Origin of the sequence: Micromonospora rifamycinica (assembly GCF_900090265.1) — a bacterium.
Classification (GTDB): domain Bacteria; phylum Actinomycetota; class Actinomycetes; order Mycobacteriales; family Micromonosporaceae; genus Micromonospora; species Micromonospora rifamycinica.
Genome location: NZ_LT607752.1, coordinates 769025 through 794710, shown reverse-complemented (window position 1 = coordinate 794710; position 25686 = coordinate 769025). Strand labels below are relative to the sequence as shown.

Here is a 25686-nt window from a genome sequence, read left to right as displayed (position 1 = left end):
GGTCCCGCCGCCGGCAGCCGGCGGGTCAGCGGCCGGAGCCGGGCAGCGGCGGCCGGCCACCCCGGGCGGGCAGCCGGTCCAGCAGGGTCAGCGCGGCCCGCACCGGCGGCCGGTCCAGGGTCCGGTCGAAGCTCACCCGACCCTGGCAGAACCGGACGAACATCGCCCAGCCGGCCGGGGTCGCCAGGAAGGCGTGGCAGAGCTGCGGGCGACGGGCGAACACCGCCAGCAGCCGTCGACCGGCCCGCATCGACGGCACCAGGCGCTCGTGCACGTCGCGCGGGTAACGGTCCAGGTCACCGGCGGCGACCGCCGCGCCGGCCAGCGTCCCGGAACGCAGCGCGTAGCTGATCCCCTCGCGGGTCCACGGCTCCAGCAGCCCGGCGGCGTCCCCGGCGACCAGCACCCGGCCGTGGCGCAGCGGCGCGTCGTCGACCCGGCAGCGGGTCAGGTGTCCGGAGTCGTGCTCGGCGGGCACCCCGGCCAGGCCCAGCCGGTCGAGCAGGTCCCGCAGGTAGGCCCGGGTCCGGTCGCCCTCACCCCGGGCGCCGATCACCCCGACGGTGAGCCGGTCGCCCTTGGGGAAGACCCAGCCGTACGAGCCGGGGAACGGTCCCCAGTCCAGCAGCAGCCGCCCCCGCCAGCGGGCCGCCTGCGCCGGTGACACCGGCAGCTCCCGCTCCAGCCCCAGGTCCACCTGCCCGTAGCGGACCCCCACGTGCCGGGCGGTGATCCCGGCGGAGCCGTCCGCCCCGATCACCGCGCGGGCGGTCACCGTGGTGCCGTCGGCCAGCCGGACGCGTACCCGGTCGGAGTCCTGGTCGAGGGCGCGCACGGCGACCCCGCCGCGCACCTCGGCCCCGGCGGACACCGCCGCCGCGCGCAGCCGGTCGTCGAACTCCTCCCGGCGCACCATGGTCACCAGGGGGGTGCCGTGCCGGCGGGTGAAGGCCCGCCGGCCGTCCCTGGTGAAGGTCACCCGGTCGACCCGGTCGTGTGCCGGCACCTCGATCCGGCCGGCGACCACCGACAGCGAGGTGCCGATCAGGCCACCGCCGCAGGTCTTGTAGCGGGGGTGCACCGCCCGGTCCAGCACCAGTGTCCGCACCCCGGCGGCGGCGGCCTCCCGGGCCGCGCTGAGCCCGGCCGGCCCCGCGCCGACGACGACGAGATCCCAGATGATCATGTCAGCCAGCCTAGGGCACCGCCCCGGCCGGAGTCCCGCACGACCGGCCCGTCCGGCAGGCATCGTCGGGCCGTCAGCGGGTAAGCCGGACCGCCCGACCGGCCGGCCGGGTCGACGGCAAGGAGGGCGCCATGCAGCAGGTACGTCTGTCGGAGGCCGAGGTCCGCGTCTACGAGGCGGTGACCGTGCTGGAGACGCGCGGTCAGGTGCCGTACCCGGACCTGATCGCCGAGGAGGCCGGGCTGGCCCAGCAGGACGTCCACGCACCGCTGCGCCTGCTCACCGAGAAGGGCCTGCTGCACCGCGAGGACTCACCCCTGGCCGGGCTGGACTTCGGCCCGCGCTGGTGTGCCCGCCAGCCGGCGTGAGCGCCGACCGGCCCCGCCGGACGGTCACCCCGCCCGCCGGTTCGGCCCGTTCACCCCGGGGTAGCGCTGCGGCATGCCCGATCACCGGTCCGTACGCGATGATCGGTCCGTGCCCGATCGCCGTGCCGAGGTGAACCCGACCGACGACCGGCGTCGCTGGCAGGCCCTCGGGGTCGGCCTCGTCGCCGCGTTCATGACGCTGCTGGACGTCAGCATCGTCAACGTCGCCGTCCCGTCGATGGACCGGGCGTTGCAGGCCAGCCCCAGCGACCTGCAGTGGGTGCTGTCCGGGTACGCGCTGACGTTCGGCCTGGTCCTGGTGCCCGCCGGCCGGTTCGGCGACGCCCGGGGCCGGCGCAACGCCTTCGTGGTCGGGGTGGCCCTGTTCACCGTCACCAGCGCGCTGGCCGGGCTGGCCCAGTCCCCCGGCTGGCTGGTCGCCGCCCGACTGCTCCAGGGCGTCGCCGCCGGGATCGTCAACCCCCAGGTGACCGGCCTGATCCAGCAGCTGTTCCGGGGCGCGGAGCGCGGCCGGGCGTTCGGGCTGCTCGGCGCGACCATCGGCATCTCCACCGCCGTCGGTCCGCTGCTGGGTGGTCTGCTCATCCAGCTCGGTGGGGAGGCGCACGGCTGGCGGTGGGTCTTCTTCGTCAACGTGCCGGTCGGCGTGGTCGCGGTGCTGCTCGGCTGGCGGCTACTGCCCACCCGGGCCGCCGGTCGGCTCGACCGGCACCGGCTCGATCCGGTCGGCGTGCTGCTGCTCGGCACCGGCGTGACGTGCCTGCTGCTGCCCCTGGTGCAGCGGGAGCAGTGGCCCAGCCCGTGGAAGTGGGCGCTGATCCCGGCCGGGCTGGTGGTCCTGGCCGGCTTCGGGTTCTGGGAGCACCGGTACGGGCGCACCCGTACGCCCCTGTTCGACCTGGGGTTGTTCCGGCTGCGGTCGTACACCGTCGGCGCGGTGATCGCGCTCATCTACTTCGGCGGGTTCACCGCGATCTTCTTCATCTTCACCCTCTACCTGCAGAACGGCCTCGGCTACCGGGCGCTCGTCGCCGGCCTGGCGATCACCCCGTTCGCTCTCGGCTCGGCGCTGGCCGCCGCCCTGGGCGGTCGGCTGGTCACCCGGTTCGGCCGGCCGCTGGTCGGGATCGGGCTGGTCATGGTGCTGGTCGGGCTGGCCAGTGTGGTGCTCGTGCTGCGCGGCACCCCGCACGGGTCGGTGCCGCTGCTCACCGCGCTGCCGCTGCTGCTCGCCGGCCTGGGCAGCGGTCTGGTGATCACCCCGAACCAGACGTTGACCCTCTCCGAGGTGCCGGTGCCGCAGGCGGGCAGCGCGGCCGGGATGCTGCAGACGGGGCAACGCATCGGCTCGGCCGCCGGCATCGCCGCGGTCGGCGCGCTGTTCTTCTCCTCGTTGGCCGACACCGACGGCCAGTGGTCCACCGCGTTCCGGCACTCCCTGCTGCTGGCCATCGGCATCGTCGCGCTGGCCCTGGTCGCCGCGGCGGTCGACATCGTGCTGAACCACCGCGCCGCGCACCGCCGCTGAGCCCGGCCCGCCCCTGACGTCGGTGCCGGGCCGCGGTACCGACCAGACCCCGCCAACGACGGGGGAACCGTCGGCGAACACTCACCGCACGGGGCTGCGCACACACCGCAGCAACCGGTAGACACATAGACCATGACGAACACCCTCGACCGTCGTACCCTGTTGCGCCTCGCCGGTGCCTCCGCCGGCACGGCCGTCCTCGCCGGCACCACCCTGGCCGCGAGCGGTCCCGCCCACGCGGCGGCCGGCGCGTTCCGGCACGGGGTCGCCTCCGGCGATCCGCTGCCGGACGGCATCCTGCTCTGGACCCGGGTCACCCCCGTCCCGGAGGCGGTGCCCGGCTCCGGGCTCGGCCCCGACGTCGACGTCCGCTGGCAGGTGGCCACCGACCCGGACTTCGCCACGGTGGCCGCCCAGGGCGTGTCGCCGACCGGTCCGGCCCGCGACCACACCGTCAAGGTCGCGGTGACCGGGCTGGCCCCGGCGACGACGTACTGGTACCGGTTCGGCCACGGCGACGGGTGGTCGCCGACCGGGCGGACGATGACCGCCCCACCGCCCGACGCGGCGATCGACCGGCTGCGACTGGGGGTGGTGTCCTGTGCGAACTGGGAGGCCGGGCACTTCGCCGCCTACCGGCGACTGGCCGACCGGGGCGACCTCAACCTGGTCGTGCATCTCGGCGACTACCTCTACGAGTACGGCACCGGCGAGTTCGACGCCGGCGGCACGGTGGTCCGCCCGGTCGAGCCGAGGCACGAGGCCCTGACGCTGACCGACTACCGGATCCGGCACGGGCTCTACAAGACCGACCCGGCTCTCCAGGCGCTGCACGCCGCGCTGCCCTGGGTGATCACCTGGGACGACCACGAGGTCGCCAACGACGCCTGGTCGGGCGGGGCGGAGAACCACACCCCGGGCACCGAGGGCGCCTGGGCCGACCGGGTGGCCGCCGCGCGGCAGGCGTACCAGGAGTGGATGCCGGTGCGGATCGGCGCGGACGGGGCGATCTACCGGCGGCTGCGTTACGGCCGGCTCGTCGAGCTGTCCATGCTGGACCTGCGGTCGTACCGGTCACAGCAGGCCGCCGGCACCGCGGTGGACGACCCGGCGCGGACCATCACCGGCGCGGCCCAGCTGCGGTGGCTCTCCGACGGGCTGGCCACCTCGACGGCACAGTGGAAGCTGGTCGGCAACCCGGTGATGATGGCCCGGGTCGACCTGGGTTCGCTGCCGGCGTGGCTGCTCGGCCCGCTGGGCAAGCTGCTGGGGATCCCGCAGAACGGCGCGGTGCTCAACCCCGACCAGTGGGACGGCTACAACGCCGACCGCAACCGGCTGGTCGACCACCTGCGGGCGACCGGAACCCGGGACGTGGTCTTCCTCACCGGGGACATCCACACCTCGTGGGCCAGCGAGGTGACCACCCGGTCGACGGGGTTGACCGACCCGGCCGCCGCCGAGTTCGTGGTGCCCTCGGTGACCAGTGACAACGTCGACGACGTCCTCGGTTTGCCGGCCGGTAACGGGTTGAGCCTGCTCGGGGCGACCCTGCTGCGGTCGACGAACCCGCACGTGAAGTGGACGGAGCTGGACGGGCACGGCTACGGCGTGCTGGAGGTGACCCCGCAGCGCTGCCGGATGGACTGGTACCACCTGCTCGACCGGACCCGGGCCGACAGCGCGAGCCGCTGGGCCGCCGGGTTCTCGGTGGGCACCGGCTCGGCGAAGCTGCGCCGGGAGGACGCCCCGGCGTGACGTGCCGACGCCGACCGGCCGGTCCCCGGGCGGGGGCCGGCCGGTCGGTCGGTGTCGGTCACCAGTGCTGCTGGACGAGGTCCGCGGCCTGCTGCTCCCACTGCGCGTACGCGTACGGGTAGGCCGAGACCTGCACGGTCTGCGCCGCGGCGGTCAGCGGCAGGTCCCGCCAGCCGGGGACGTTCTTCAGCGCCTCGAAGAACGCCCGCGAGGCGTACCGCGGGTCGGTGATCTGCTCCGGCGTGCCCCAACCCGACGACGGGCGCTGCTGGAACAACCCCTGCGAGTCGTGGTCGTTGTACGCGCCGAGGTGCCCCAGGTTGTACAGCTTCGACTCCTGCAGCGAGGTGGCGACGCCGATCACCGCGCCGCGCTCCCCCACCCCGGTCCGCTTGGCCTCCGCGATGATCGCCTTGGCGTTGGCGACCTGCGCGTCGTCCAGCGGGACGCGGGACTGGGCGCCCTCCAACCCGTGCGGGACGAGGTCCTCGGTGCGCGGCTTGCCGGCGGGGACGTCGGCCGTCGGGCTGCCCATGGTCAGCCCCGACTCGGCGGGGCGGCTCTCCCGGCTCTCCCGGCTCTTGCCGGTGGCCAGGTCGATCGCGGCGCGGGCGCCCTCGTGGGGCCCGGTGGTGAGGGGGGCGGCCACGGCCGCCGGGCCGAACGCCAGGCCACCGAGGGCGGCGACGCCGGCGATGCTCAGTGCGGTCCTGCGGTCCTTCGCGATGGCCGGGAGCCATCGAGTGAAGTCCAGCTTCACGATGGTTGCCCTTTCGATCGTGGCGACCACGCTCCGGGGTGAGCGGGCCTCGGGGGATCTACCGCGCCGGGCGTAGGTGTGCCGACCGGCGTATGGGGGACACAACCAGCCGGCCTTGTCGGGCATTCCGGAAACGTGGCTACCGCCCCGGGCTGTGGTCCGGGTCACCGGCAGGCCGCACCCGACGCTGCATACCGAACAAATCACCCAGGTCGCCCAGCAGGGCGCGGTCCGGCCATCCGGCTCGGTCGGGCCGTTCGCGCGGGAGTCAGGGTGGCGGGCCGGGCGGCGGCAGGCCCGTCGGGCGGACGGAACCGCGCCGGGTTCAGCCGTCGGTGCCGAAGTCGTCGGCGGTGGACCGCTCGTCGAGGTCCCGCAGCTCCTGGAACACGGTGAGCTGAAGGCCGGCGGGCGCGTCGAGGCGGGCGTTCAGCGAGTGCCAGGGGGTGACGGTGGGCGGGGCGACCTCGGTGGCCCCGGCGGCGACCAGCCGGCCGGTGACGGCGGCCGTGTCGTCCACCTCGAACGCCAGCCGGAGCCTCGGGGCCACCTGACGGCCCACCTCGACGTCGTCGATCATCCGCTTCTGCGCCGGGTTGGCGATCTCCAGGGTGGCCCGGCCCGCCTCCAGGATCACCACCCGGGCGTCACCGGCACCGGAGTACGCGGCCTGCTCGGGCAGGCCCAGGGCATCCCGGAAGAAGGCCACCGCCGCGTCGTAGTCCTCGGCCTCCACCACCAGGCGCAGCTGTCGTACGCCCCGGGGGCGGTCGTCGTCGGTCACCCGGTCGATCCTAGGCCGCGGGGCCGGGCGGCGGATGCCGCCCGGCCGGGGGCCGGCCACTCCCGGAGGTGGGGCCGGCCCCCGGCCGGGGCGGTTCGGTGGCCGGGGCGGTTCAGTGGCCCCGGGCGAGCCAATCCTGCAGGTGCGGGGCCTCCGCGCCGATGCTGGTGTCGTCGCCGTGCCCGGTGTGCACCACGGTGTCCGCCGGCAGGGTGAGCAGCCGGGTGCGGATCGACTCGACGATGGTGGCGAAGTCGCTGAACGACCGGCCGGTCGCCCCCGGGCCGCCCCGGAACAGGGTGTCGCCGGTGAACACCACGCCGAGCGACGGGGCGTGGAAGCTGCACGCGCCGGGGCTGTGGCCGGGGGTGTGCAGCACCCGCAGGACGGTGTCGCCGACGGTGATCTCCTGCCCGTCGGACAGCCCCCCGTCCGGGGCCAGACCGGGGTGCACCAGGTCCCACAGCACCCGGTCGTCGGGGTGCAGCAGGACCGGTGCGCCGGTGACCCTGGCCAGCTCCGGGGCGACCCGGACGTGGTCGTCGTGGGCGTGGGTGGCCAGGATCGCCACCACCCGGCGGTCGCCGACGACCCGGCGGATCGCCGCCACGTCGTGCGGGGCGTCGAACACCACGCACTCGGTGTCGTCGCCGACCACCCAGATGTTGTTGTCGACGTCGAAGGTCTGCCCGTCGAGGGAGAACGTGCCGGAGGTGACGGCGTGGTCGACCCGGACGGTCACGGGAACACCACCACCGACCGCAGCACGTCGCCGTCGTGCATCCGGTGGAACGCCTCCTCCACCTGGTCCAGGGCGATCTCCTCGGTGACGAAGGCGTCCAGGTCGAGCCGGCCCTGCAGGTAGAGCTGGGTGAGCAGGGGGAAGTCCCGGCTGGGCAGGCAGTCGCCGTACCAGCTCGACTTGAGCGCGCCGCCCCGGCCGAAGACGTCCGGCAGCGGCAGCTCGACGGTCATCTCCGGGGTGGGCACCCCGACCAGCACGACGGTACCGGCGAGATCCCGGGCGTAGAACGCCTGCTTCCAGGTCTCCGGCCGGCCCACCGCGTCGATCACCACGTCCGCGCCGAAGCCGCCGGTGGCGGCCCGGATCGCCGCGACGGCGTCCTCGGTGGAGGCGTCCACGGTGTGGGTCGCGCCGAACCTGCGCGCCCAGTCGAGCTTGCGGCCGTCGGTGTCCACCGCGACGATCGTGGTCGCCCCGGCCAGGACCGCCCCGGCGACCGCCGCGTCGCCGACCCCGCCGCAGCCGATGACGGCCACCGAGTCGCCCCGGGTGACCTGCCCGGTGTTCATCGCCGCGCCGAGGCCCGCCATCACCCCGCAGCCCAGCAGCCCCACGGCGGCGGGCCGGGCCGCCGGGTCGACCTTCGTGCACTGGCCGGCGTGCACCAGCGTCTTCTCCGCGAAAGCGCCGATGCCCAGGGCCGGGGTCAGCTCGGTGCCGTCGGTGAGGGTCATCTTCCGGGCGGCGTTGTGGGTGTTGAAGCAGTACCACGGCCGGCCCCGCCGGCAGGCCCGGCACTCGCCACAGACCGCCCGCCAGTTGAGCACCACGAAGTCGCCCGGGGCGACCTCGGTGACCCCCTCGCCCACCTGCTCCACCACCCCGGCCGCCTCGTGGCCGAGCAGGAACGGGTAGTCGTCGTTGATGCCGCCCTCGCGGTAGTGCAGGTCGGTGTGGCAGACCCCGCAGGACTGCACCCGCACCACCGCCTCGCCGGGCCCCGGGTCGGGCACCACGATGGTGGTGACCTCGACCGGAGCGCCCTTGCTCCGTGAAATGACGCCCCGGACTTCCTGGCTCACGCTGTGTCCTCCCTGGTTGCCGGCCCGACGGCCGGATGGTCCGCGCCCACCGCCGAACCTACCGCGATCATGCCGCCCGCCCCATCGGTCCGCCGGACTCGCCGCCCGCCGGCCGGTCGCCCCCACCGTCGGGCCGGTCCCGGTGGGGTCCGGCCCCGCCGCCCGGCCCGCTGTCGGACCCCCGGCACGACGACGGGCGGCGTTGCGGTACCGCAGCACCTGGACCGCGCCCAGCGCCCAGAGCAGGTACTGCACGGCGAACGCCCACCGGAACGCGGCCAGCGGCGGGGCGGTCGCACCCGCCGGGGTGGTCAGGTCGAGCACCACCCCGATCGCCAGCACCAGTACGATCGAGGCGACGAACCCGCCCACGTTGACGATGCCGGTGGCGCTGCCGATCCGGTGCACCGGGTTGAACGTCCGGGCGTAGTCGAAGCCGATCACCGCGCCCGGGCCGTTGAGGGCCAGCACCAGCACCAGGACCACCAGCAGCCAGTGCGGGGAACGCCCCGGCCAGGCCAGCACTACCGCCCACACCCCGGCGCTGGTCCCGGCAACCGCGAACACCAGCACCGACCGGTGGAACGGGTGCCGGGCGCACAGGTAGGCGACCAGCGGGCCGGCGAGCAACGCCCCGACGGTCATCAGAGTGAGCAGGGACGCGGCGACGGTCGGCGGCAGTCCCTGCCCCTGCACCAGGAACGGGTAGCCCCACAGCAGCGCGAAGACCGCCCCGGAGAACTGGGCGACGAAGTGCGACCACAGGCCCAGCCGGGTGCCCGGCTCGGCCCAGGCCGCGGCAAGCTCCCGGCGTACGGTGGCCAGCGCGGGGATCGCGGTGACACCCGGCCCCACGTGCGGGGCGTCCCGGACGACGACCAGCACCAGCAGCACCGCCGTCGCCCCGAACCCGGCGGCGACCAGGAACGCCGACGTCCAGCCGGCATGGTGCAGCAGTGCCACCAGCGGCACCGCGCCGAGGATCGCGCCGACCTGACCGAAGGTGCCGGTGAGCTGCACCAGCAGCGGGTTGCGCCGGCCCGGGAACCAGAACGCCACGATCCGCAGCACGCTGATGAAGGTCATCGCGTCACCGAGGCCCACCAGCACCCGGGCGGCGACCGCCAGCCGGACGTCGGTGGCGACGGCGAAGCAGAGCTGCCCGGCGACCATCAGCGCGCCGCCGGCCAGCAGCAGCCGGCGTGAACCGTAGCGGTCGAGGAGCACCCCGACCGGGATCTGCATGGCCGCGTACACGGCGAGCTGGGCCACCGAGAACACCGCCAGCGCGGAGGCGTTGATGGCGAACCGGTCCGTGGCCTCCACCCCGGTCACCCCCAGCGAGCTGCGGTGGAACACCGCCGCCAGGTAGGCGTTGACGGCCACCGCCCAGACCAGGGCACCCCGGCGCGCGGATCCGGGCACGCCGCTCACCGCCGGGCCGCCGCGCCCACCCCGAACGGCGGCCGATGGCCACACCCGACGGCCGCCCGCGTCGACGTACTGCGATGCGTCATACCGCCATGGTGCGGCTCCCGGCCGCCGGTCGGGGGAAGCGGGTGCGCCGCCGGTGGCCCGGACCACTGCCGGACGGGTCCGCCGGTGGCCCGGACCACTGCCGGCCGGGTCCATCCCGGCGGATCGGGCACCGACCGCGCGGGCCACCACCGGAGATCACGCCGCCGACCGACCCCGCCACGCGCGGTGACCGGACGACTGGGCACAATCGACTCATGTCTCCCCGCCGGTGGCTGCTCGCCGACCAACTCGGGCCGCACTTCCTGGACGACGACCGCCAACCGGTGCTGCTGGTCGAGGTCAGCGAGCTGTTCCGGCGGCGGCGGCTGCACCGGCAGAAGGCGCACCTCATCCTCAGCGCCCTGCGCCACCGCGCCGCCGAACTCGGCGACCGGGCGGTGCTGCTGCGTGCCGGCACGTTCCGCGAGGCCCTGGCGTCGGTCGACGGCCCGGTCGAGGTCTGCCACCCGACCACCCGGGCGACCCTCGACTTCGTCCGGTCCGTCCCCGGGCTGACCGTCCTGCCGCCCCGGGGCTTCATCACCGACCGGGCCGACTTCGCGGGCTGGGCCGACCGGCCCCGGCGCGGACAGCTCCGGATGGTCGACTTCTACCGGTGGGCCACCCGGCGGCACGGGGTGCTCACCGGGCCGGCGCCGGCCGGACGCGAGGACGTCACCCCCACCGGCCGCACCCTGGACGTTCCGCCCCCGCCGCCGGTCGTCGAGGACGACATCGACGCCGAGGTCCGCGCCGACCTGGACCGGTGGGAACGCGACGGGGTCCGGTTCGTCGGCCGGGACGCCCCCCGCACCCACCCGGCCAGCCACGCCGAGGCGGCGCAACGGCTCGACCACTTCCTGCGGCACCGGTTGCCCGAGTTCGGCCGCTACGGGGACGTGATGAGCGCCGAGGACCCGGTCCTGGCGCACGGCCTGCTCTCCTCCTCGTTCAACCTCGGACTGCTCGACCCGGGGGTGGCCGTGCGCGGCGCGGAGGCGGCGTGGCGGGCCGGCGACGCCCCGCTGGCCTCGGTGGAGGCGTTCGTCCGGGGGGTGCTCGGCTGGCGGGAGTTCCTCTGGCAGCTCCACTGGTACGCCGAGCCACCCCGCCCGGGCCTCGACCGGCTCGCCGCGACCGAGCCGCTGCCGCAGTGGTTCGTCGACCTGGACGCCGACGCGGTGGAGGCGCGCTGCCTCGCCGACGTGCTCGCCGGGGTCCGCGACCGGGGCTGGGCGCACCACGCCCAACGGCTGCTGGTGCTCGGCAACTACGCGTTGCAGCGGGGCTGGCGGCCGACCGAGCTGGTCGACTGGTTCCAGCGCAGCTTCGTCGACGGCACCGGGTGGATCATGAACACCACCGTGCTCGGCCTGAGCCAGCACGCCGCGCTCGCCCGGGTGGACACCCGACCGTACGCCGTGGACGGACGGTACATCGACGAGATCAGCGACTACTGCACCGGCTGCCGCTACCGGCCGGACCGGGAACTCGGCGACGACGCCTGCCCGTACACCGGTGGTTTCGCCGCGTTCCTGCACCGCAACCGGGAGACGCTGGGCGCCGATCCGCGGCTGGCCGCCGAGCTGGCCGCCCGGGACGACCCGGAGCACCGGGAGGCGGTGCTGGCCCAGGAGGAGAAGCGGGGCAGCAGCGCACCCTGACCCCTCCCGGCGGACCGCTCAGGCGACCTCCCCGGTGGGCAGCTCGGCGGCGGCCGGCGCACGGGTGGCCGGGGCCGGCCGGCCCGGGCCGCCCGCGAGGCGGATCCCGACGGCGAGCAGCCGGCCGTAGGAGCCCGGCGCGACCCGGGCCAGCAGATCGGGCAGCGTCGCCGACCAGCCGATCAGCACCCGGCCGCGCCGCCGCCGCACCCCACGCAGGATCACCTCGGCGGCCCGCCCGGGCGGGATGGACAGCAGCCTCTCGAACTGCCGCCGCGCCGCCTCGAACTCCTCCCGGGCCACCCCACTGCCGATCCGCGCGTGCCGGGCGATCCGGGTGGCCACCCCACCCGGGTGCACCGAGGTCACCCCGATCCCCTCGTCGACCAGCTCGTGCCGCAGCGCCTCGGTGAAACCCCGCAGGGCGAACTTGCTGGCCGCGTAGGCGGTCTGCCCGGCCGGGGCGATCAGGCCGAACAGGCTGGAGACGTTGACCAGGTGCGCGCCGGGCTCGGCCCGCAACGCCGGCAGCAACGCGTGGGTGAGCTGCACCGGAGCCCGGAAGTTGACGTCGATGACCCAGTGGAACTCGTCCACGGTGATCTCGTCGAACCGGCCACCGAGGGCCACCCCGGCATTGTTGACCAGCAACCGGATCCGGGGATGCCGGGCCCGGATCTCCTCGGCCACCCGGGCGGTGGCGCACAGGTCGGCCAGATCGACCAGCCGGGTCTCGACCCGGCGGGCCGGGTGGGCGGCCCGGACCGCGGCGGCCACCGCGTCCAGCCGGTCGCCGTCGCGGTCGAGCAGGACCAGGTCGCTACCCCGACGGGCCAGCCCGTGGGCCAGCGCCTCACCGATGCCGCTCGCGGCGCCGGTGACCACGGCGGTCCCGGCGGTGAAGTCGAAGCTACGCACGCGGGTCTCCTTGCTGCGGGGGGGGGCGGGACGAATGTCGTGCCGGCTCAGCCGGCCGGGGCCCGGCGGTCGCCCGCGAGAAGCGCACGCCCTCGTCGACGAGCCGGCCGTGCCGCATCAACAGCACGTCCCGGGGGTAGTTCTGGTGCAGCCGCCACGGCGCCCGCGCCCCCTGCCGGGGCAGCGTGTGCAGGCTGCGCAGCACGTACCCGGACCGCAGGTCGATCAGCGGCGACAGCTCGCCGTCGGGCGGCGCGACCGGGGTGACCACCTGCTGGCCGGTGGCGTCCAGGTGGCGCAGCAGCCGACAGACGTAGCTGGCGACCAGGTCGGCCTTCAACGTCCAGGAGGCGTTGGTGTAGCCGATGGTCAACGCGAAGTTCGGCACCCCGGAGAGCATCATCCCCTTGTACGCCACCGTCCGGCCCAGATCGACGTCGGTACCGTCCACGGTCAGGGTCATCCCCCCGAGGGCCAGCAGCCGCAGCCCGGTGGCGGTGACCACCACGTCGGCGGCCAGCTCCTCGCCGGAGCCGAGCCGGACACCGTCGGGGGTGAACGTCTCGACGGTGTCGGTGACCACCGAGGCCCGGCCGGCGGCCAGGGCCGCGAACAGGTCACCGTCGGGGGCCACACAGAGCCGCTGGTCCCAGGGGTCGTAGCGGGGCGAGAAGTGCCGGTCCACGTCGTAACCGGCCGGCAGCCGCCGCCGCGCCGCCCGGAGCAGGAACGACCGCGCCAGCCCCGGCGCCCGCCGGCTGAGCCGGTAGCTGACCGCCCCGGACAGCACGTTCTTGCCCCGCACCACCGGGTACGCCAGCCGGGCCGGCAACCACCGGCGCAGCGCGTCGGCCAGCCGGTCCCGGGACGGCAACGCGAGGACGTACGTGGGGGAACGCTGGAGCATGGTCACGTGTCCGGCCCGCTGCGCCAGCGTCGGCACCAGGGTCACCGCCGTGGCGCCACTGCCGATGACCACCACCCGCCGGCCGGTGACGTCGAGGTCGGCGGGCCAGTGCTGCGGGTGCACCACCCGCCCCTTGTACCGCTCGGCACCCGGGAAGTCCGGCGTGTACCCCGCGTCGTACCGGTAGTAGCCGGTGCAGGCGTAGAGGAAGTCGCAGGTCAGCACCACCTCCTCGGCGGTGTCCTCGCGGCGGGCGTGGACCGTCCACCGGGCGGTGGCGCTGTCCCACCCGGCGCGCAGCACCCGGTGGCGGAACCGGATGTGCTCCTCGACGCCGTACCGGCGGGCGGTGTCCCGGACGTAGCGGCGGATGGCGTCGCCGTCGGCGATGGCCTTCGGGTCGGTCCACGGCGCGAACGAGTAGCCGAGGGTGAACATGTCCGAGTCGGAGCGGATGCCCGGATAGCGGAACAGGTCCCAGGTGCCGCCGATCGCCCCGCGCGCCTCGAACACCGTGTACGTCCTGCCCGGACACTCGCGCCGCAGGTGGCAGGCGGCCCCGACACCGGAGAGCCCCGCACCGACGATGAGCACGTCGACATGCTCGGTGGCCATCGCATCCTCCGGGTCCGCGGCGGTGACCGGACCATACCCCGCGCCGCGCGTGCCCCGCACCCGTCCCGACCGGTGCCTCCCTCCCCACCCGGGCCAGCAGCACCGGGAACCCGCGCGACGGCACCGGCACCGGGCGGCGGACAATGGCCGCGGGCACCCGTCCGGGGCCACCGCCCGGCACCGGACCCGACGACAGGACGGGGAGACGACGGACACCATGGCGGAAACCACCGGGTTACGCGGCGACTGCGCCCGCTGCATCGGGCTGTGCTGCGTCGCCCCCGCCTTCGCCGCCTCCGCCGACTTCGCCCAGCACAAACCCGCCGGCCGCCCCTGCCCCCACCTACGCACCGACTCCCGCTGCGGCATCCACGACGAGCTGCGGGAACGCGGCTACCCCGGCTGCGTCGTGTTCGACTGCTTCGGTGCCGGCCAGCGGGTCAGCCAGGTCACCTACCCCGGGCGGGACTGGCGCGACGACCCGGACACCGCCGCCGGCATGTTCGCCGCCTTCACCGTCGCCCGGCCGCTGCACGAACTGCTCTGGTACCTCACCGAGGCGCTGGCCCTCACCCCGCCCGGCCCGCTACGCGACGCGCTGAACGCCGCCCGGGACGCCACCGACACCCTGGCCGCCGGCACCCCCGAGGAGCTGGCCGCGGTCGACGTGGACGCCCACCGGGGCCGGGTCAACCCGCTGCTCTCCGCGGCCAGTGACACCGCCCGCGCCGGCACCGGCGGGGCCGACCGGCGGGGCGCGATGCTGCTCGGCGCGGACCTGCGCGGCGCGGACCTCACCGGCGCGAACCTGCGCGGGGCCTGCCTGGTCGGGGCCGACCTGCGCGGAGCGGACCTGCGCCGCGCCGACGTCACGGGAGTCGACCTGCGCGGGGCCGACCTACGCGGGGCCGACCTGTCCAGCACCCTGTTCCTGCACCAGTCCCAGCTCGACGCGGCCCGTGGCGACCGGCGCACCGCCCTCCCCGGCACGCTGCGACACCCCGGGCACTGGACCGGGCTGACCCTCACCCCGGTCCGGCCACCCGCCGCCCGCCCCGCCGGCCCCACCCGCCGCCGGCCGCGCCGCTGAGCTCGGCGCACGCCGCCGGGCCGGCGACACGACCCGCCGACCCGACGCCGATGGAACGACCCGGCGGGCCGGCCCACGACACCACCCGCCGACCCGGTGGCCGCCCGGCGCGGTGCGCGGGTTTGCGGCGCGGCCTGGCGGGCAGGAAGACGGCTATGACCGAGCAACCGCGCACCGACCGGGCCGACACCGACGAGCCGGACGGCGTGCCGGCGTACGAGGCGTCGCTGCGCCCACCGGGTGAATCGCTGGGCGACGGCGGGGACACCGGCGACGACTTCGCCGACCTGCCCGCCGAGGAGCACCTGTCGGCCCGCGACACCAGCCGCGCCGGCTACGACGTGACAGCGGTCTCCGGCGCGGGCGACCCCGCCGAGGAGGAGGCGGCCCACCCGCCCACCGAGTAGCCCGTGCCACCGCCCCGGTGCCGGTCGGCGACGGTACGGACCGCCCTCAGCGGGCCGCGCCGGCCGCCGACCGTGCCCGGGTCATCCCCCGGTTGGCCAGCGCGTCGGCGCGCTCGTTCTCCGGGTGACCGCTGTGGCCCTTCACCCAGTGCCAGCTCACCTCGTGCCGGGCGCACGCCGCCGCCAACCGCTGCCACAGGTCGGCGTTCTTCACCGGCTGCCGGGCCGCGGTACGCCAACCGTTGCGCTGCCACCCCGCCAGCCAGCCGGTGATGCCGTTGCGGACGTACGTGCTGTCGGTGTGCAGCCGCACGGTGGCCGGCCGGGTCAACGCCTCCAGCGCCTCGATCGCGGCGGTCAGCTCCATCCGGTTGTTGGTCGTCGCGCCGGCCTCACCACCGCACAACTCCCGCTCGTGCCCGCCGTAGCGCAGCAGCACACCCCACCCGCCCGGCCCGGGATTGCCACTGCACGCCCCGTCGGTCCAGATCTCCACGACCCTGCCGGCCGCCGCGTCCACCATGCCGCCGAACCTACCGGGGCCGGGGCACACCGGATCCACCGCCGGGGCGGCGGGTCGCGGCGGCACCGGCGGCCGTCGCGCCGATCCCGGCCGGGCGGAGAAACCGGCGGCGGCATCCGGCGGCGCCATGGCAGAGTGCACCACCATGACCGACACCGGGGCAGGGCTACGGGCCGAGGTACGCAGCACCGTCGACGCGCTGGTCGACTCGGGCCGGGAGGCCGGCGTGCAGGTGGCGGCCTACCGGCACGGCCGGCTGATCGTCGACGAAACCGCCGGGACCGCCGACTCCGCCACCGGACGACCGCTGACCGCCGGCACCCCGATCTTCAGCGCCTCCACCGGCAAGAGCCTGACCAGCACCGTGGTGCATGTGCTCGCCGAACAGGGCCGGCTCGACTACGACCTGCGCCTCGCCGACGTCTGGCCGGAGTTCGCCCGGCACGGCAAGCACACCGTCACCCTGCGGCACGTGCTCACCCACACCGCCGGGGTGCCGGCCCTGCCCGCCGACGTCACCCCGGCCGACTTCACCGACTGGGACCGGATGTGCGCCCTGGTCGCCGACGCGGTGCCCCGCTGGGCGCCCGGCGAACAGATCGCCTACCACGCCTGGACGTACGGCTGGCTGGTCGGCGAGGTGGTCCGCCGGGTCACCGGCCGACGGATCTCCACCGTGCTGGCCGAGGAGGTGGCCGCTCCGCTCGGCGTACCCGGGGAGCTGTTCCTCGGGGTGCCCGAGGCGGACCTGCCCCGGCTGGCCACCCTGGAGGACCACGGCCTGGCCGACCTGATGCGGTTCGCCTCCGCCAACCTGCCGCACTTCGACGCCGTCGCCCCACCCGCCGTCCGGCCCGACGGCGCCATCGGCAGCCGACCGGAGGTGCTCCGCGCCGACGTGCCCGCCGTGGGCACCCTCACCGCCCGGGCCGCCGCCCGGATGTTCGCCGCGCTCATCGGCGAGGTCGACGGGGTACGCCTGGTCTCCGACCACCGGCTGCGCCAGCTCGGCGCGGTGGCCGTCCGGGGCGTCGAATGGGTGTTCGGCCAGGAGACCGCCTACGGTCTGGGCTACGCGATCGACGACGACGGCTCGTTCGGCGCCTCCGGCAGCGGCGGCAGCCTCGCCTACGCGTACCCCGGACTGGGTCTGACCGTGGCGGCGACCCGCAACCGGCTCGGCGCGAACGACGGCGACCCGATGGAGGGCCTGCGGGTGCTGATCCGCGACACGGTGCGCGCCGCGGTCTGAGATACGGGGCGCGCCGCGGTCTGACCGGCGCGGGGCGACCCCGCTCAGCGCCGGGGCCACCGGGCGCGCAGCCGGCCGGTGGCGTCGCCCCACACCGCCGCGGTCATCGGCAGCAGCGGACTGGACCGCATCACCGCCAGGTCCTCCACCGGGCCGGTCGCCCCGTCGAGGAAACGCAGCACCCGCGACGCGGGGTTCCGGTCGAAGAGCCGGTCGAAGAACTCCGGACCGCCGACCGCGCCGGAGTCCCACGCCCGCAACGCCACCGCGTCCATCCACCGGTGCCGCCCCGGGTACGCCGGCCGGGGCACCGGCGGCCGACCGGCCGCCAGGGCGGCGGCGACCTGCCCGGCCTGCCGGTGCATGGCCGAGAAGGTGAACCCGGTCGACGGGCGGGTCGCCCCACCGGCGGTGCCCAGCCGTACCACCCGGGGCGACGGCCGCCGCTCGAACGGCGCGTCGGTCATCGGGATCACCCCGTCCTCGACCTCCCGCACCCGCACCGCGGCCAGGTCCACCCCGAGCAGCCCCGCGTAACCGCGCAGCCCGGTGTCGTACTCCGCGTCGGAGAGCACCGCCGGGGAGAACTCGGTGTACTCGACCAGGGCGAACCGGTCACTGACCGGCAGCACGTAGCCGAACGACACTCCCCGGGCCGGCTGCGGGGTGCGGAAGTCCATCAGCACCGCCCGCCCCGGATCGAACACCGGGGTCGCCGACTCCAACCACCAGCCCCGGAAGTGCTGCAACCAGGAGGTCCGGCCGGGTCGGCGGGGCGGTCGGGGGCGCGAGTCCAGCACCCAGCCGGCCCGCAGCACCACTCGCCCGTCGGTGTCCCGCACGGTCACCGCCGTGCCGTCGTCGTCGAGCGCCCCCACCGCCGCGTCGTACCGGGCCGCGCCGAGCCGCAGCTCCGCCTCGGCGGCCCGCTCGTACAGCGGCGCGGACCGCAGCATCGCGTACCGCAGCGGGGTCAGGTCCAGCACCCGGGCGGCGGCCGGCGTGGTCACCTCCACCCGCGACCAGCTCGCGCTGAGCATCGGCTCCAGGTCGCCACCGGGGGCGCCCCAGAACGCCCAGGTGCGGTCCTGTCCCCGCTTGCGCACCGGATCCACCACGGCGACCCGCAGGCCCGGTGGCGCGTGCCGGGCCAGTGCGGCGAGCACCAGCGAACCGGCCCCACCACCACCGACGACGGCCAGGTCCACGTCGACCGGTACGCGCACGCTCACCCGGTCACGCTGTCACACCACCGGACACCACCGGCGCGGACCCCACCCCATCGACCGGACCACCCGTCTGCCGCGGCCGGGCGGCACCCCTACCGGGAAGGCACCGGACGGCGGCCCGCCCCGCCGTGGACGGCACCGGACGGCGGCACGTCGATCCGGGTACCCTGCCGCCCCATGAACCCGCCCGCCAACGTCCTCACCGCCCGCTGGGCGTCCCGCCTGGACGACCGGCCGACCGTCCTGTCCGGCGCCGGGGTGTACCCGCTGCTCGACCTGCTCGCCCGGTACGCGACCGGCCCGGCCCGCGACGAGCTGCGCGCCGTCGCCCCCACCCCGCAGCCTGCGGTCGACTCCCCCACCACCCGGCTGGCCACCGGCTTCTGGTCCCGCGCCGGCCTGCCGCTCGGGCAGCGGTGGCGCACCGAGCTGGACGCCTCGCTCCGGGGCGAGCTGACCGGCGACCCGGCGGTCGACCAGCCGCTGCTCGACCGGTGGGCGCACCGGCACACCGACGGCCTGATCGACCGGATGCCGGTCCAGGTCGGGCCGGGCACCGCGTTGGTGCTGGCCAACGCGTTGACCGTGCTGGTCGACTGGGCCACCCCGTTCCGGCCCGCCCGGTCCGAGCCGACGACCGGGCCGTGGCGGGGCCGCCGGCTCGCCGGCCTGCACCGACCCGGCGGGGATCCGGCCGCGCTCCAGGTGGCCGACACCGGGATCGGCCCGGTCAGCCTGTTCACCGTCACCGGGACGGCAGACGTCGACGTGCTGCTCGTCCTCGGCCCGACCGGGCAGCCGCCGGCCCGGGTGCTACCGGCCGCGCTCGGCGCCCTCGACCACCCCGCGACGCTACCCCCGGCGGTCGGACCCGGCGTCAGCGAGGAGACCGTCGAGGCGTCCGACGACCGGCCGGAACTACTGGTGCGTACCGTCGGGTTCACCGTGACCGGCGACCACGACCTGCTGCACCACGCCGACCTGTTCGGCCTGGCCACCGCCGCCCGCGACGGCGACCACTTCCCCGACGTCAGTCCCCGGCTGTCCGTCTCGGCCGCCCGGCAGAGCGCCATGGCCGAGTTCACCGCCACCGGCCTGCGCGCCGCGGCGGTCACCGCGATCAGTCTGCGGGCCGGTGGCGCGGCACCTCGTGCCACGGTCCGCCGCCGACGCTGGTGCTTCGACGTGGACCGCCCGTTCGGCTTCCTCGCCGTGCACCGCCCCACCGCTCTGGTGCTGGTCGCCGGCTGGGTGACCGACCCCACGCCGGGCTGAGCCACCCCCGGCGGCCGGTCACCCGGCGGGCCGGCCGCCGGGTCGCGGTGACCGCGAATTGCCGTTGAACGGGCACCCGACATCTGGCACGGTCAGCCGGTGACCGACGACGACCAGGGCGAGCACCGGCCCGGCCCTGACTACCGCGCGCTCAACCGGGCCAACTGGGACGACCGGGCCGCCGCGCACGCCGCCTCGCCCGACTACGCCGTGGACCGGTTCGCCGCCGACCCGGCGTACCTCAGCGAGGTGGTCCGGTTCGACCTGCCCCGCCTGGGCGAGGTGGCCGGGCTGCGCGGTGTGCACCTGCAGTGCCACATCGGCACCGACACCGTGTCGCTGCACCGCCTCGGCGCGCGGATGACCGGACTGGACTTCTCCGGCGAATCCCTCGCCCAGGCCCGGTCGCTGGCCGCCCGCACCGGCGCGACCGTCGACTTCGTCCAGGCCGACGTCTACGACGCGCCCGACGTCCTCGGCGCGGGCGGTTTCGACCTGGTCTACACCGGCATCGGCGCGCTGTGCTGGCTACCGGACGTCCGCCGCTGGGCCGGCGTAGTGGCCGCCCTGCTGCGCCCCGGTGGGCGGTTGTTCCTGCGCGAGGGGCACCCGATGCTGTGGGCGCTGGACGAGACCCGCCCCGACGGCCTGCTGACGGTGGAGCACCCGTACTTCGAGCGGGCCGAGCCGCTGGTGTGGGAGGGCGAGGGCACCTACGTGAGCACCGAGGCGACCTTCACCCACACCACCACCCACGAGTGGAACCACGGTCTCGGTGAGGTGGTCACCGCCCTGCTCGACGCGGGGTTGGAGCTGACCATGCTGCGCGAGCACGACAGCGCCCCCTGGGACGCCGTGCCGGGGCGGCAGGTCCGCGACGAGCACGGCGAATGGCGACTGGTGGACCGTCCGTGGCGGCTCCCCCAGACGTACACCCTCCAGGCCCGCCGCCGCTGACCACGGCGGGCGTTCCCGCGCGCAGGGGTGGTGGTCGTCCGACAGCCGGTCGGGGCGGGAGTGGTGGTGACTCTTCCGTGGGTCGGGCGCGGTCCTCGGGGTGGGGCGCACGTCGCGTAAGGCATCCTAGGAGGCTGGGCTGTGGGGTGGACGGTCCGCCCTCGCGCCGGGTCGGACCCGCAAGCAGCTTTCCGGACGATCCGGCCACGGCGTCGAATGGTCCGGTGTCCGTCCTGTCCGGGCCTGTCCGGGCGTTTCCACCAGTCGACGGCGCGAGGGAAAACACGTGACGGCAACGAAGAATTCTCATTCAGCCCGGCAGGAGGGGCCAACCCTCCTAGTGTTGGGCACACCGGTGCTAGTTACGGAGTTGGCCACCCGAACGACGTCCCACGCAGACAGCGGACGAAAAGTGAGGGAAGACGCGTATGAAGGCACAGAAGGTTCTCGTATCGACGGCGCTCGGCGTGGGACTCGGCACGCTCCTGCTCCCGACGGCCGCGCTCGCGGACACCACGGTGTCGCCGGCCTCCACCCCGGTCGGCGGGACGGTCGTGCTCACCGCGACCACCTGCAATCCGACGTCGGGTGACGTGATCTTCCGGGTCACCGGCCCGGACCGGGACCAGAACGTCCGCTCCACCACCGCCGCCGCGGGCGGCGGGCTGAGCGCCGAACTCTTCACCGCCGGCTTCACCCTGGGCACCTACACCGTCGCGGCCACCTGCGGCGACGGCAGCTCCGCGGGCAGCGCCACCTTCGCCGTCACGCCGATCGGCGCGGCGCCCGCGGGTGCGGGCGGGGGCAGCGACAACACGGGCCTCCTGGCCGCCGGTGGCGCGCTCGCCGGCGCGGCCGCGCTCGGCGCGACCGTCCTGCTGCGCCGCCGACGCCGGGCGGCGTCCACCGTCGCCTGACCGCGCCGTCGGCGCCGACGACCCGGCCGGGACCGGCGTCGCCCGACGACGAGACACACCATCCCGGGGACGGGTGCCCGCACCGGCACGGACCGGTACGGGCACCCCGACCACATCGGACGTCGGGGAGGACGGGCGATGGGCGTACGCGAACGGGCGGCCCGGACCCGCACCGCCATCGCGGCGGTCGCGGTCAGCGGCACCACGGGGATCGCCCTGCTCGCCGCCGGGCTGACCGTCGGTCCGGTCGGGCCACCGCAGCCGAGCATCGACGTCAGCGGCGGCAACGGCAGCCGCTCGCCGATCCCGGCACTCCCCCGCTCCACCCCGGTACGCCTCGACATCCCGACCATCGGGGTACACGCCGACCTGGTGCCGGTGGCCGGTGACCCGAACGGCATCCTCGAGGTGCCGCCCCTGGACCGCCCCGCCGTCGCCGGCTGGTACCGCCCGGGTGTCAGCCCCGGCGAGGCGGGCAACGCCGTCCTCGTCGGACACGTCGACACCCGGGAGGGGCCGGCGGTCTTCTTCGCGCTCGGCCGGCTGCGCCCCGGCGACGCCGTCCGGGTCACCCGCGCCGACGGGCGGACGGTCACCTTCGCCGTCGACGGTGTCGGGGCGTACCCGAAGCCGAGTTTCCCCACCGGGCTGGTCTACGGTCCGGGCGGACCCGGACCGGCGCTGCGGCTGGTCACCTGCGGCGGGCGGTTCGACGAGCGGTCCCGCGACTACTCCGACAACATCGTCGTACGGGCCACCGCCGTCGGCTGACCGACGACGCCGCCGCACCGCCGGCGCGACCGCGCCGGTGACCTTCCCGACCGCGCCTGCGCACGACCGACCGGGCCGACCCCGCCCCGGGGCCGGGCCGGTCGGCGGTCCCGGGGCATCCGGCAGGATGGACACCGTGGCGAAGTCTGCACCCCGCCGACGTGGCGGCTCCCGACCGGCCTGCCCGTGCGGCACCGGCCTGCCGTACCCCGACTGCTGCGGGCCGCTGCACCGGGGCGAGGGCACGGCCGGTACGGCCGAGGCGCTGATGCGGTCCCGGTTCAGCGCCTTCGCCGTCGGCGATCCCGACTACCTGCTGCGCAGCTGGCACTCCAGCACCCGGCCGGCGCGACTGCGGCTCGACCCCGCCCAACGGTGGATCCGGCTGGAGATCGTCGCCCGCACCGGCGGTGGCCTGCTCGACAGCGCCGGCACGGTGGCGTTCCGCGCCCACTACCGGGATGCCGGGCGGCCCGGGACGGTGGACGAGCACAGCCGGTTCGTCCGGGAGGACGGCACCTGGGTCTACCTCGACGCGCTACCCGACGGCCCCGGTTAGCCTCCGGCGGTACGGCGGCCGTCAGCGTCGGGGCGGTTCGGGGTCCAGCGGCGGGATGACCATGGTGGCCTCGCTGTCGGCAGTGGATCCGTCCACCGGCCCGGTCTGCCGTGGGACCACGACCCCCGGCGCGGTGACCGGGCCGACCGGCGGGTCGGTGACGTCCCGGTCCACGGGCGGGGTCGCGGCGACCGGACGGGACACCACCTGGGTCTGCTCCGCGTCGTCGGCACGGGGCAGGACCTGGGTGAGTTCCGCCTCGTCGGGCCGGGGCACCACCTGGGTCCGTTCGGCGTCGTCGTCCAACGCCGTCGGGGCAGGCACCCCGGCAGTGGGCGACGCGGCGGGTCCGGCCTGCGGCTGCGGGCTCAGCCGGGCCTCGACGTCGCGCCGGCCCGCCTGGTAGGCCCGGGCGTGGGCGGCGATGGTGCGGGACTCCTGCTCGGCCCGGGTCAGCCAGGACTCCCAGCGGGCCTGCATCGGGCGGATCAAACCGCCGCCGACCCCGACGACGAGGATGCCGCCCACGGTGGCGAGAACGGCGACCAGCACCGGCGTGGTGACCGCGGTGGCGACGCCGATCTGGTTGAGCGCGGCGATGACCCCCAGTCCGAGGATGAACACCGAGGCGATGTTGGCCAGCACCCGGCCGTAGGACAGGCCGCCCAGCGCGCTGCTGATGATGTCCTTGACCGCGTTGGCGATCGCGGCGGCGACCACCACGATCACGATCGCCACGAAGGCGCGCGGCAGCCAGGCGATCACCCCGGCGATGAGGTCGGAGATCGGGTTGGGGCCCCAGATGCCGAAGGCGAGTTGCAGGGTCACCAGCAGGACCCCGTAGTAGGCGAGCTTGGCGACGATGTCGCTGGCGTCGTAGCGGGAGCGGGCCAGGGCGGTCTTGATGCCGCCCCGCTCGACCGCCCGGTCGAAGTGCACCCGTTCCAGCACCTTGTCGACGATCTTGCGGACCGCCTTGGCGACCAGCCAGCCCGCCACCAGGATCGCCACGAAGGCGACCGCCTTGGGCAGGAAGAGCAGTACCGCCCGCACCGCGTCACCCACCGCGTCGCCGAAGTCGTCAGTCATCCGTCGTCCTCCACCGTCAGCTCGGCCGACCCTCGAAGCTACCCGCGGCCGGGACGCCGGAAACCCCGGCCGTCAGCCCGACGTGCAGGTGGACAGCAGCGACACCACGATCGGGCCGGCCGGCGCGGAGGCGTTGCCGGCGTCGTCGACGGCGATGACCTCGACCGGAATCCTGGTCACCGACGGGGGCACCGGCAGGTCACCGAGGGTGCCCCGGAAGGTCTCCGGGCCGGTCTGGTCCATGGCGACCGTGCGGACCACCCCGTCGAGGGTGTAGCGGAACACCACCCGGAGCAGGTCACCGCCGGCCCGGTCGTCGACCACCGTGGCGGTGACCGTGGTCGACGTGCCGGTCTCGGGGCAGCCCTTCGGCTCCACGACGGCCGAGCTGGCGTCCAGGGCGGACACCGTGGGCGCGAACACGTCGGGGGGCAGCAGCGGGCTGACGGGCGTCGCCGGTGGGGTGGGGCGCGGGGTGCGTACCCGGGTGGTGGTCGCGGCGGCGGGCCGGGTCGGGGCAGCGGTGGGCGCCGGGCCGGTGGTGGTCGCCACCGGGGTCGGGTGGCGGCTCGGCTCCGCGGGCACGACGGTGATCGCCGGCGCGGCGGCGAGCGGGGCCGCGCTCCGGGTGGCGGCGGCGGTCGCCCCCGGCACCGCGGCGCCGTCGGCGACGGTGAGCGGCCCGGGTCGGCGGGCCGCGTAGGTCACCCCGACGACGCCGGTCAGCAGGACCGCGGTCAGCCCCACCCCGACCAGGGCACTGCGGGTGCCGCCCCGACGGGTGGCGTGGGGTCGGGTCGCGACGCTGACGGCGGCGGGCACCGGGACGCCGTCGGGGAAGGGGAGGACCGCGGCGAACAGCGCGACCCGCTCGGCCAGCTGACGCCGCCCGCGCTCCGCCCAGTCCCCGCCGTACGACCGGGCGGCGGTGTGTTCCAGCTCGGCGAGGAAGATCTCGGCGGGCTGGGGCCGGTCGGCCGGGCACCAGGCCAGCCCGTGGCGGAGCAGGTCGTGCAGCGGCGCGGGGGTCGGCCCGGCCGGCACCGGCGCGGCGGCGTGCTGGGCGCGCAGGGTGGCCGCGTCCGGGGCGTCGTAGGGTGCCCGCCCGGTGAGGCACTCGAAGAAGGTCGCGGTGGCGGCGTAGATGTCACCGGCCGGCTCGGCGGGCGCGCCGGTCCACTGCTCGGGGGTCAGCCGGCGCGGGACACCGGGGCCGCCGCCGGTGGGCGGGGTGACGCCGAAGTCGGTGAGCTTGGTCCACCCGTCCACGCCGACCAGGACGTTCTCCGGGCGGTGGTCGCGGTGCACCACGCCCCGGGCGTGCGCGGCGGCGAGCCCGGCGAGGGAACCCTTGAGGACGCGGAGCGCGGCCTCCGGCCCGAGGGGGCCGTGTGCACGCAGCAGGTGGCGTAGCGACACCCCGTTGACGAGCTCGGTCACGATCGCCGCGGCGGCGTGCGCCTCGGCGTACTCGAAGAGGCGGCAGACGTGCGGGTCGTCCACGTCGACCAGCAGCCGCGCCTGCTCCCGGAAGGCCATCCGGAAGGCCGGGTCGTCGCCGAGGGCGTCGGGCAGGTACCGGATGACGACCGGGGTGCCGGTGGCGTCGTGGGTGGCGAGCAGCACCCGGCCGGACGCGCCCGCGCCGAGCTGCCGTACCGGGGTGTAGCCGGACAACCGCCAGTCGCCGGTCACCCGCCGGCCTTTCCGGTCCGCCGGGACTGGTCACAGGTCAGGGCCACACTGATCATTCTTACCCGGGG

23 protein-coding genes and 1 pseudogene are annotated in these 25686 nt (G+C 75.6%); 12 read left to right on the top strand and 12 right to left on the bottom strand.

Annotated features, from left to right (window positions below; genetic code table 11):
* Positions 1-25 precede the first annotated feature (25 nt).
* The gene (locus tag GA0070623_RS03320; protein WP_089003892.1) at positions 26-1186 is read right to left on the bottom strand and encodes a geranylgeranyl reductase family protein; all 1161 of its coding nucleotides are present in this window, start codon (positions 1184-1186) and stop codon (positions 26-28) included.
* 131 nt (positions 1187-1317) lie between these two features.
* On the opposite strand from GA0070623_RS03320, the gene GA0070623_RS03315 reads away from it, so the two are divergent.
* The 3 genes from GA0070623_RS03315 (at position 1318) to GA0070623_RS03305 (ending at position 4861) form a co-directional block, all read left to right on the top strand.
* Positions 1318-1554: a hypothetical protein gene (locus tag GA0070623_RS03315; RefSeq protein ID WP_067315654.1), complete on the top strand. Its 237-nt coding sequence runs from the start codon at positions 1318-1320 to the stop codon at positions 1552-1554.
* Between the two features lie 109 nt (positions 1555-1663).
* Positions 1664-3103: an MFS transporter gene (locus tag GA0070623_RS03310; protein WP_067315657.1), complete on the top strand. Its 1440-nt coding sequence runs from the start codon at positions 1664-1666 to the stop codon at positions 3101-3103.
* 132 nt (positions 3104-3235) lie between these two features.
* The gene (locus GA0070623_RS03305) at positions 3236-4861 is read left to right on the top strand and encodes an alkaline phosphatase D family protein (RefSeq protein ID WP_067315660.1); all 1626 of its coding nucleotides are present in this window, start codon (positions 3236-3238) and stop codon (positions 4859-4861) included.
* A gap of 58 nt (positions 4862-4919) precedes the next feature.
* Here the strand turns inward: GA0070623_RS03305 and GA0070623_RS03300 are convergent, their stop codons facing one another.
* The 5 genes and pseudogenes from GA0070623_RS03300 to GA0070623_RS31520 form a co-directional block, all read right to left on the bottom strand.
* Positions 4920-5621 carry a hypothetical protein gene (locus GA0070623_RS03300; RefSeq protein ID WP_084261671.1) on the bottom strand — a complete coding sequence of 234 codons (702 nt, stop codon included), beginning with the start codon at positions 5619-5621 and terminating at the stop codon, positions 4920-4922.
* Between the two features lie 325 nt (positions 5622-5946).
* Positions 5947-6405, bottom strand: a complete 459-nt coding sequence (locus GA0070623_RS03295) for a VOC family protein (RefSeq protein ID WP_067315877.1) — start codon at positions 6403-6405, stop codon at positions 5947-5949.
* Between the two features lie 112 nt (positions 6406-6517).
* Positions 6518-7147 carry an MBL fold metallo-hydrolase gene (locus GA0070623_RS03290; RefSeq protein ID WP_067315349.1) on the bottom strand — a complete coding sequence of 210 codons (630 nt, stop codon included), beginning with the start codon at positions 7145-7147 and terminating at the stop codon, positions 6518-6520.
* A complete protein-coding gene (locus GA0070623_RS03285; RefSeq protein WP_067315356.1) occupies positions 7144-8232 on the bottom strand; it encodes an S-(hydroxymethyl)mycothiol dehydrogenase in 1089 nt (362 codons plus the stop codon). Before GA0070623_RS03285 ends, GA0070623_RS03290 begins: the two co-directional genes overlap by 4 nt.
* Before the next feature lie 219 nt (positions 8233-8451).
* Positions 8452-9864 (bottom strand): annotated as a pseudogene (locus tag GA0070623_RS31520) (MFS transporter); the annotation flags it as partial.
* A 101-nt stretch (positions 9865-9965) separates the two neighbouring features.
* Between GA0070623_RS31520 and GA0070623_RS03275 the strand changes: the two are divergent.
* The gene (locus GA0070623_RS03275; RefSeq protein WP_067315351.1) at positions 9966-11414 is read left to right on the top strand and encodes a cryptochrome/photolyase family protein; all 1449 of its coding nucleotides are present in this window, start codon (positions 9966-9968) and stop codon (positions 11412-11414) included.
* Positions 11415-11432: 18 nt separating this feature from the next.
* Here the strand turns inward: GA0070623_RS03275 and GA0070623_RS03270 are convergent, their stop codons facing one another.
* Positions 11433-12332 carry an SDR family NAD(P)-dependent oxidoreductase gene (locus GA0070623_RS03270; protein ID WP_067315353.1) on the bottom strand — a complete coding sequence of 300 codons (900 nt, stop codon included), beginning with the start codon at positions 12330-12332 and terminating at the stop codon, positions 11433-11435.
* Entirely contained in the window at positions 12325-13854 is a 1530-nt protein-coding gene (locus tag GA0070623_RS03265; protein ID WP_089004250.1) for a flavin-containing monooxygenase, read from the bottom strand. Before GA0070623_RS03265 ends, GA0070623_RS03270 begins: the two co-directional genes overlap by 8 nt.
* A gap of 217 nt (positions 13855-14071) precedes the next feature.
* On the opposite strand from GA0070623_RS03265, the gene GA0070623_RS03260 reads away from it, so the two are divergent.
* Together GA0070623_RS03260 and GA0070623_RS03255 are read left to right on the top strand one after the other, a co-directional pair.
* Positions 14072-14944: a pentapeptide repeat-containing protein gene (locus GA0070623_RS03260; protein WP_067314731.1), complete on the top strand. Its 873-nt coding sequence runs from the start codon at positions 14072-14074 to the stop codon at positions 14942-14944.
* Between the two features lie 155 nt (positions 14945-15099).
* A complete protein-coding gene (locus GA0070623_RS03255) occupies positions 15100-15351 on the top strand; it encodes a hypothetical protein (protein WP_067314719.1) in 252 nt (83 codons plus the stop codon).
* 46 nt (positions 15352-15397) lie between these two features.
* Here the strand turns inward: GA0070623_RS03255 and rnhA are convergent, their stop codons facing one another.
* Positions 15398-15874: a ribonuclease HI gene (rnhA, locus tag GA0070623_RS03250; RefSeq protein WP_067314734.1), complete on the bottom strand. Its 477-nt coding sequence runs from the start codon at positions 15872-15874 to the stop codon at positions 15398-15400.
* 145 nt (positions 15875-16019) lie between these two features.
* Here rnhA and GA0070623_RS03245 point away from each other — a divergent pair, with 145 nt between their 5' ends.
* On the top strand, positions 16020-17126 hold the full coding sequence (locus tag GA0070623_RS03245; RefSeq protein WP_067314721.1) for a serine hydrolase domain-containing protein: 1107 nt from the start codon (positions 16020-16022) through the stop codon (positions 17124-17126).
* A 44-nt stretch (positions 17127-17170) separates the two neighbouring features.
* On the opposite strand, the gene GA0070623_RS03240 is transcribed toward GA0070623_RS03245, so the two are convergent.
* Positions 17171-18358 carry a lycopene cyclase family protein gene (locus GA0070623_RS03240; RefSeq protein WP_067314723.1) on the bottom strand — a complete coding sequence of 396 codons (1188 nt, stop codon included), beginning with the start codon at positions 18356-18358 and terminating at the stop codon, positions 17171-17173.
* Between the two features lie 174 nt (positions 18359-18532).
* Between GA0070623_RS03240 and GA0070623_RS03235 the strand changes: the two genes are divergently transcribed.
* The 5 genes from GA0070623_RS03235 to GA0070623_RS03215 all read left to right on the top strand — a co-directional run bounded on the left by GA0070623_RS03235 (position 18533) and on the right by GA0070623_RS03215 (position 22834).
* Positions 18533-19630, top strand: coding sequence for a serpin family protein (locus GA0070623_RS03235; protein WP_067314725.1), 1098 nt, complete (start codon positions 18533-18535; stop codon positions 19628-19630).
* Positions 19631-19729: 99 nt separating this feature from the next.
* Positions 19730-20587 (top strand): class I SAM-dependent methyltransferase, encoded by an 858-nt coding sequence (locus GA0070623_RS03230; RefSeq protein WP_067314727.1) that lies wholly within the window; start codon positions 19730-19732, stop codon positions 20585-20587.
* A 428-nt stretch (positions 20588-21015) separates the two neighbouring features.
* Positions 21016-21504, top strand: a complete 489-nt coding sequence (locus tag GA0070623_RS03225; protein ID WP_089003891.1) for a hypothetical protein — start codon at positions 21016-21018, stop codon at positions 21502-21504.
* A gap of 138 nt (positions 21505-21642) precedes the next feature.
* Positions 21643-22275, top strand: a complete 633-nt coding sequence (locus GA0070623_RS03220) for a class F sortase (RefSeq protein ID WP_067315663.1) — start codon at positions 21643-21645, stop codon at positions 22273-22275.
* Positions 22276-22411: 136 nt separating this feature from the next.
* On the top strand, positions 22412-22834 hold the full coding sequence (locus GA0070623_RS03215; protein ID WP_067315670.1) for a YchJ family protein: 423 nt from the start codon (positions 22412-22414) through the stop codon (positions 22832-22834).
* 21 nt (positions 22835-22855) lie between these two features.
* On the opposite strand, the gene GA0070623_RS03210 is transcribed toward GA0070623_RS03215, so the two are convergent.
* Positions 22856-23923, bottom strand: a complete 1068-nt coding sequence (locus tag GA0070623_RS03210) for a mechanosensitive ion channel family protein (RefSeq protein WP_067315666.1) — start codon at positions 23921-23923, stop codon at positions 22856-22858.
* A 72-nt stretch (positions 23924-23995) separates the two neighbouring features.
* Positions 23996-25618 (bottom strand): serine/threonine-protein kinase, encoded by a 1623-nt coding sequence (locus GA0070623_RS03205; protein ID WP_089003889.1) that lies wholly within the window; start codon positions 25616-25618, stop codon positions 23996-23998.
* Positions 25619-25686 lie beyond the last annotated feature (68 nt).

What these genes read in the sequence shown, in the direction of transcription:
- GA0070623_RS03225 (WP_089003891.1), top strand. Translation starts at nt 21,016, where the DNA reads ATGAAGGCACAGAAGGTTCTCGTATCGACGGCGCTCGGCGTGGGACTC.
- GA0070623_RS03305 (WP_067315660.1), top strand. Translation starts at nt 3,236, where the DNA reads ATGACGAACACCCTCGACCGTCGTACCCTGTTGCGCCTCGCCGGTGCC.
- GA0070623_RS03220 (WP_067315663.1), top strand. Translation starts at nt 21,643, where the DNA reads ATGGGCGTACGCGAACGGGCGGCCCGGACCCGCACCGCCATCGCGGCG.
- GA0070623_RS03265 (WP_089004250.1), bottom strand. Translation starts at nt 13,854, where the DNA reads ATGGCCACCGAGCATGTCGACGTGCTCATCGTCGGTGCGGGGCTCTCC.
- GA0070623_RS03235 (WP_067314725.1), top strand. Translation starts at nt 18,533, where the DNA reads ATGAACCCGCCCGCCAACGTCCTCACCGCCCGCTGGGCGTCCCGCCTG.
- GA0070623_RS03275 (WP_067315351.1), top strand. Translation starts at nt 9,966, where the DNA reads ATGTCTCCCCGCCGGTGGCTGCTCGCCGACCAACTCGGGCCGCACTTC.
- GA0070623_RS03255 (WP_067314719.1), top strand. Translation starts at nt 15,100, where the DNA reads ATGACCGAGCAACCGCGCACCGACCGGGCCGACACCGACGAGCCGGAC.
- rnhA (WP_067314734.1), bottom strand. Translation starts at nt 15,874, where the DNA reads ATGGTGGACGCGGCGGCCGGCAGGGTCGTGGAGATCTGGACCGACGGG.
- GA0070623_RS03210 (WP_067315666.1), bottom strand. Translation starts at nt 23,923, where the DNA reads ATGACTGACGACTTCGGCGACGCGGTGGGTGACGCGGTGCGGGCGGTA.
- GA0070623_RS03320 (WP_089003892.1), bottom strand. Translation starts at nt 1,186, where the DNA reads ATGATCATCTGGGATCTCGTCGTCGTCGGCGCGGGGCCGGCCGGGCTC.
- GA0070623_RS03315 (WP_067315654.1), top strand. Translation starts at nt 1,318, where the DNA reads ATGCAGCAGGTACGTCTGTCGGAGGCCGAGGTCCGCGTCTACGAGGCG.
- GA0070623_RS03245 (WP_067314721.1), top strand. Translation starts at nt 16,020, where the DNA reads ATGACCGACACCGGGGCAGGGCTACGGGCCGAGGTACGCAGCACCGTC.
- GA0070623_RS03260 (WP_067314731.1), top strand. Translation starts at nt 14,072, where the DNA reads ATGGCGGAAACCACCGGGTTACGCGGCGACTGCGCCCGCTGCATCGGG.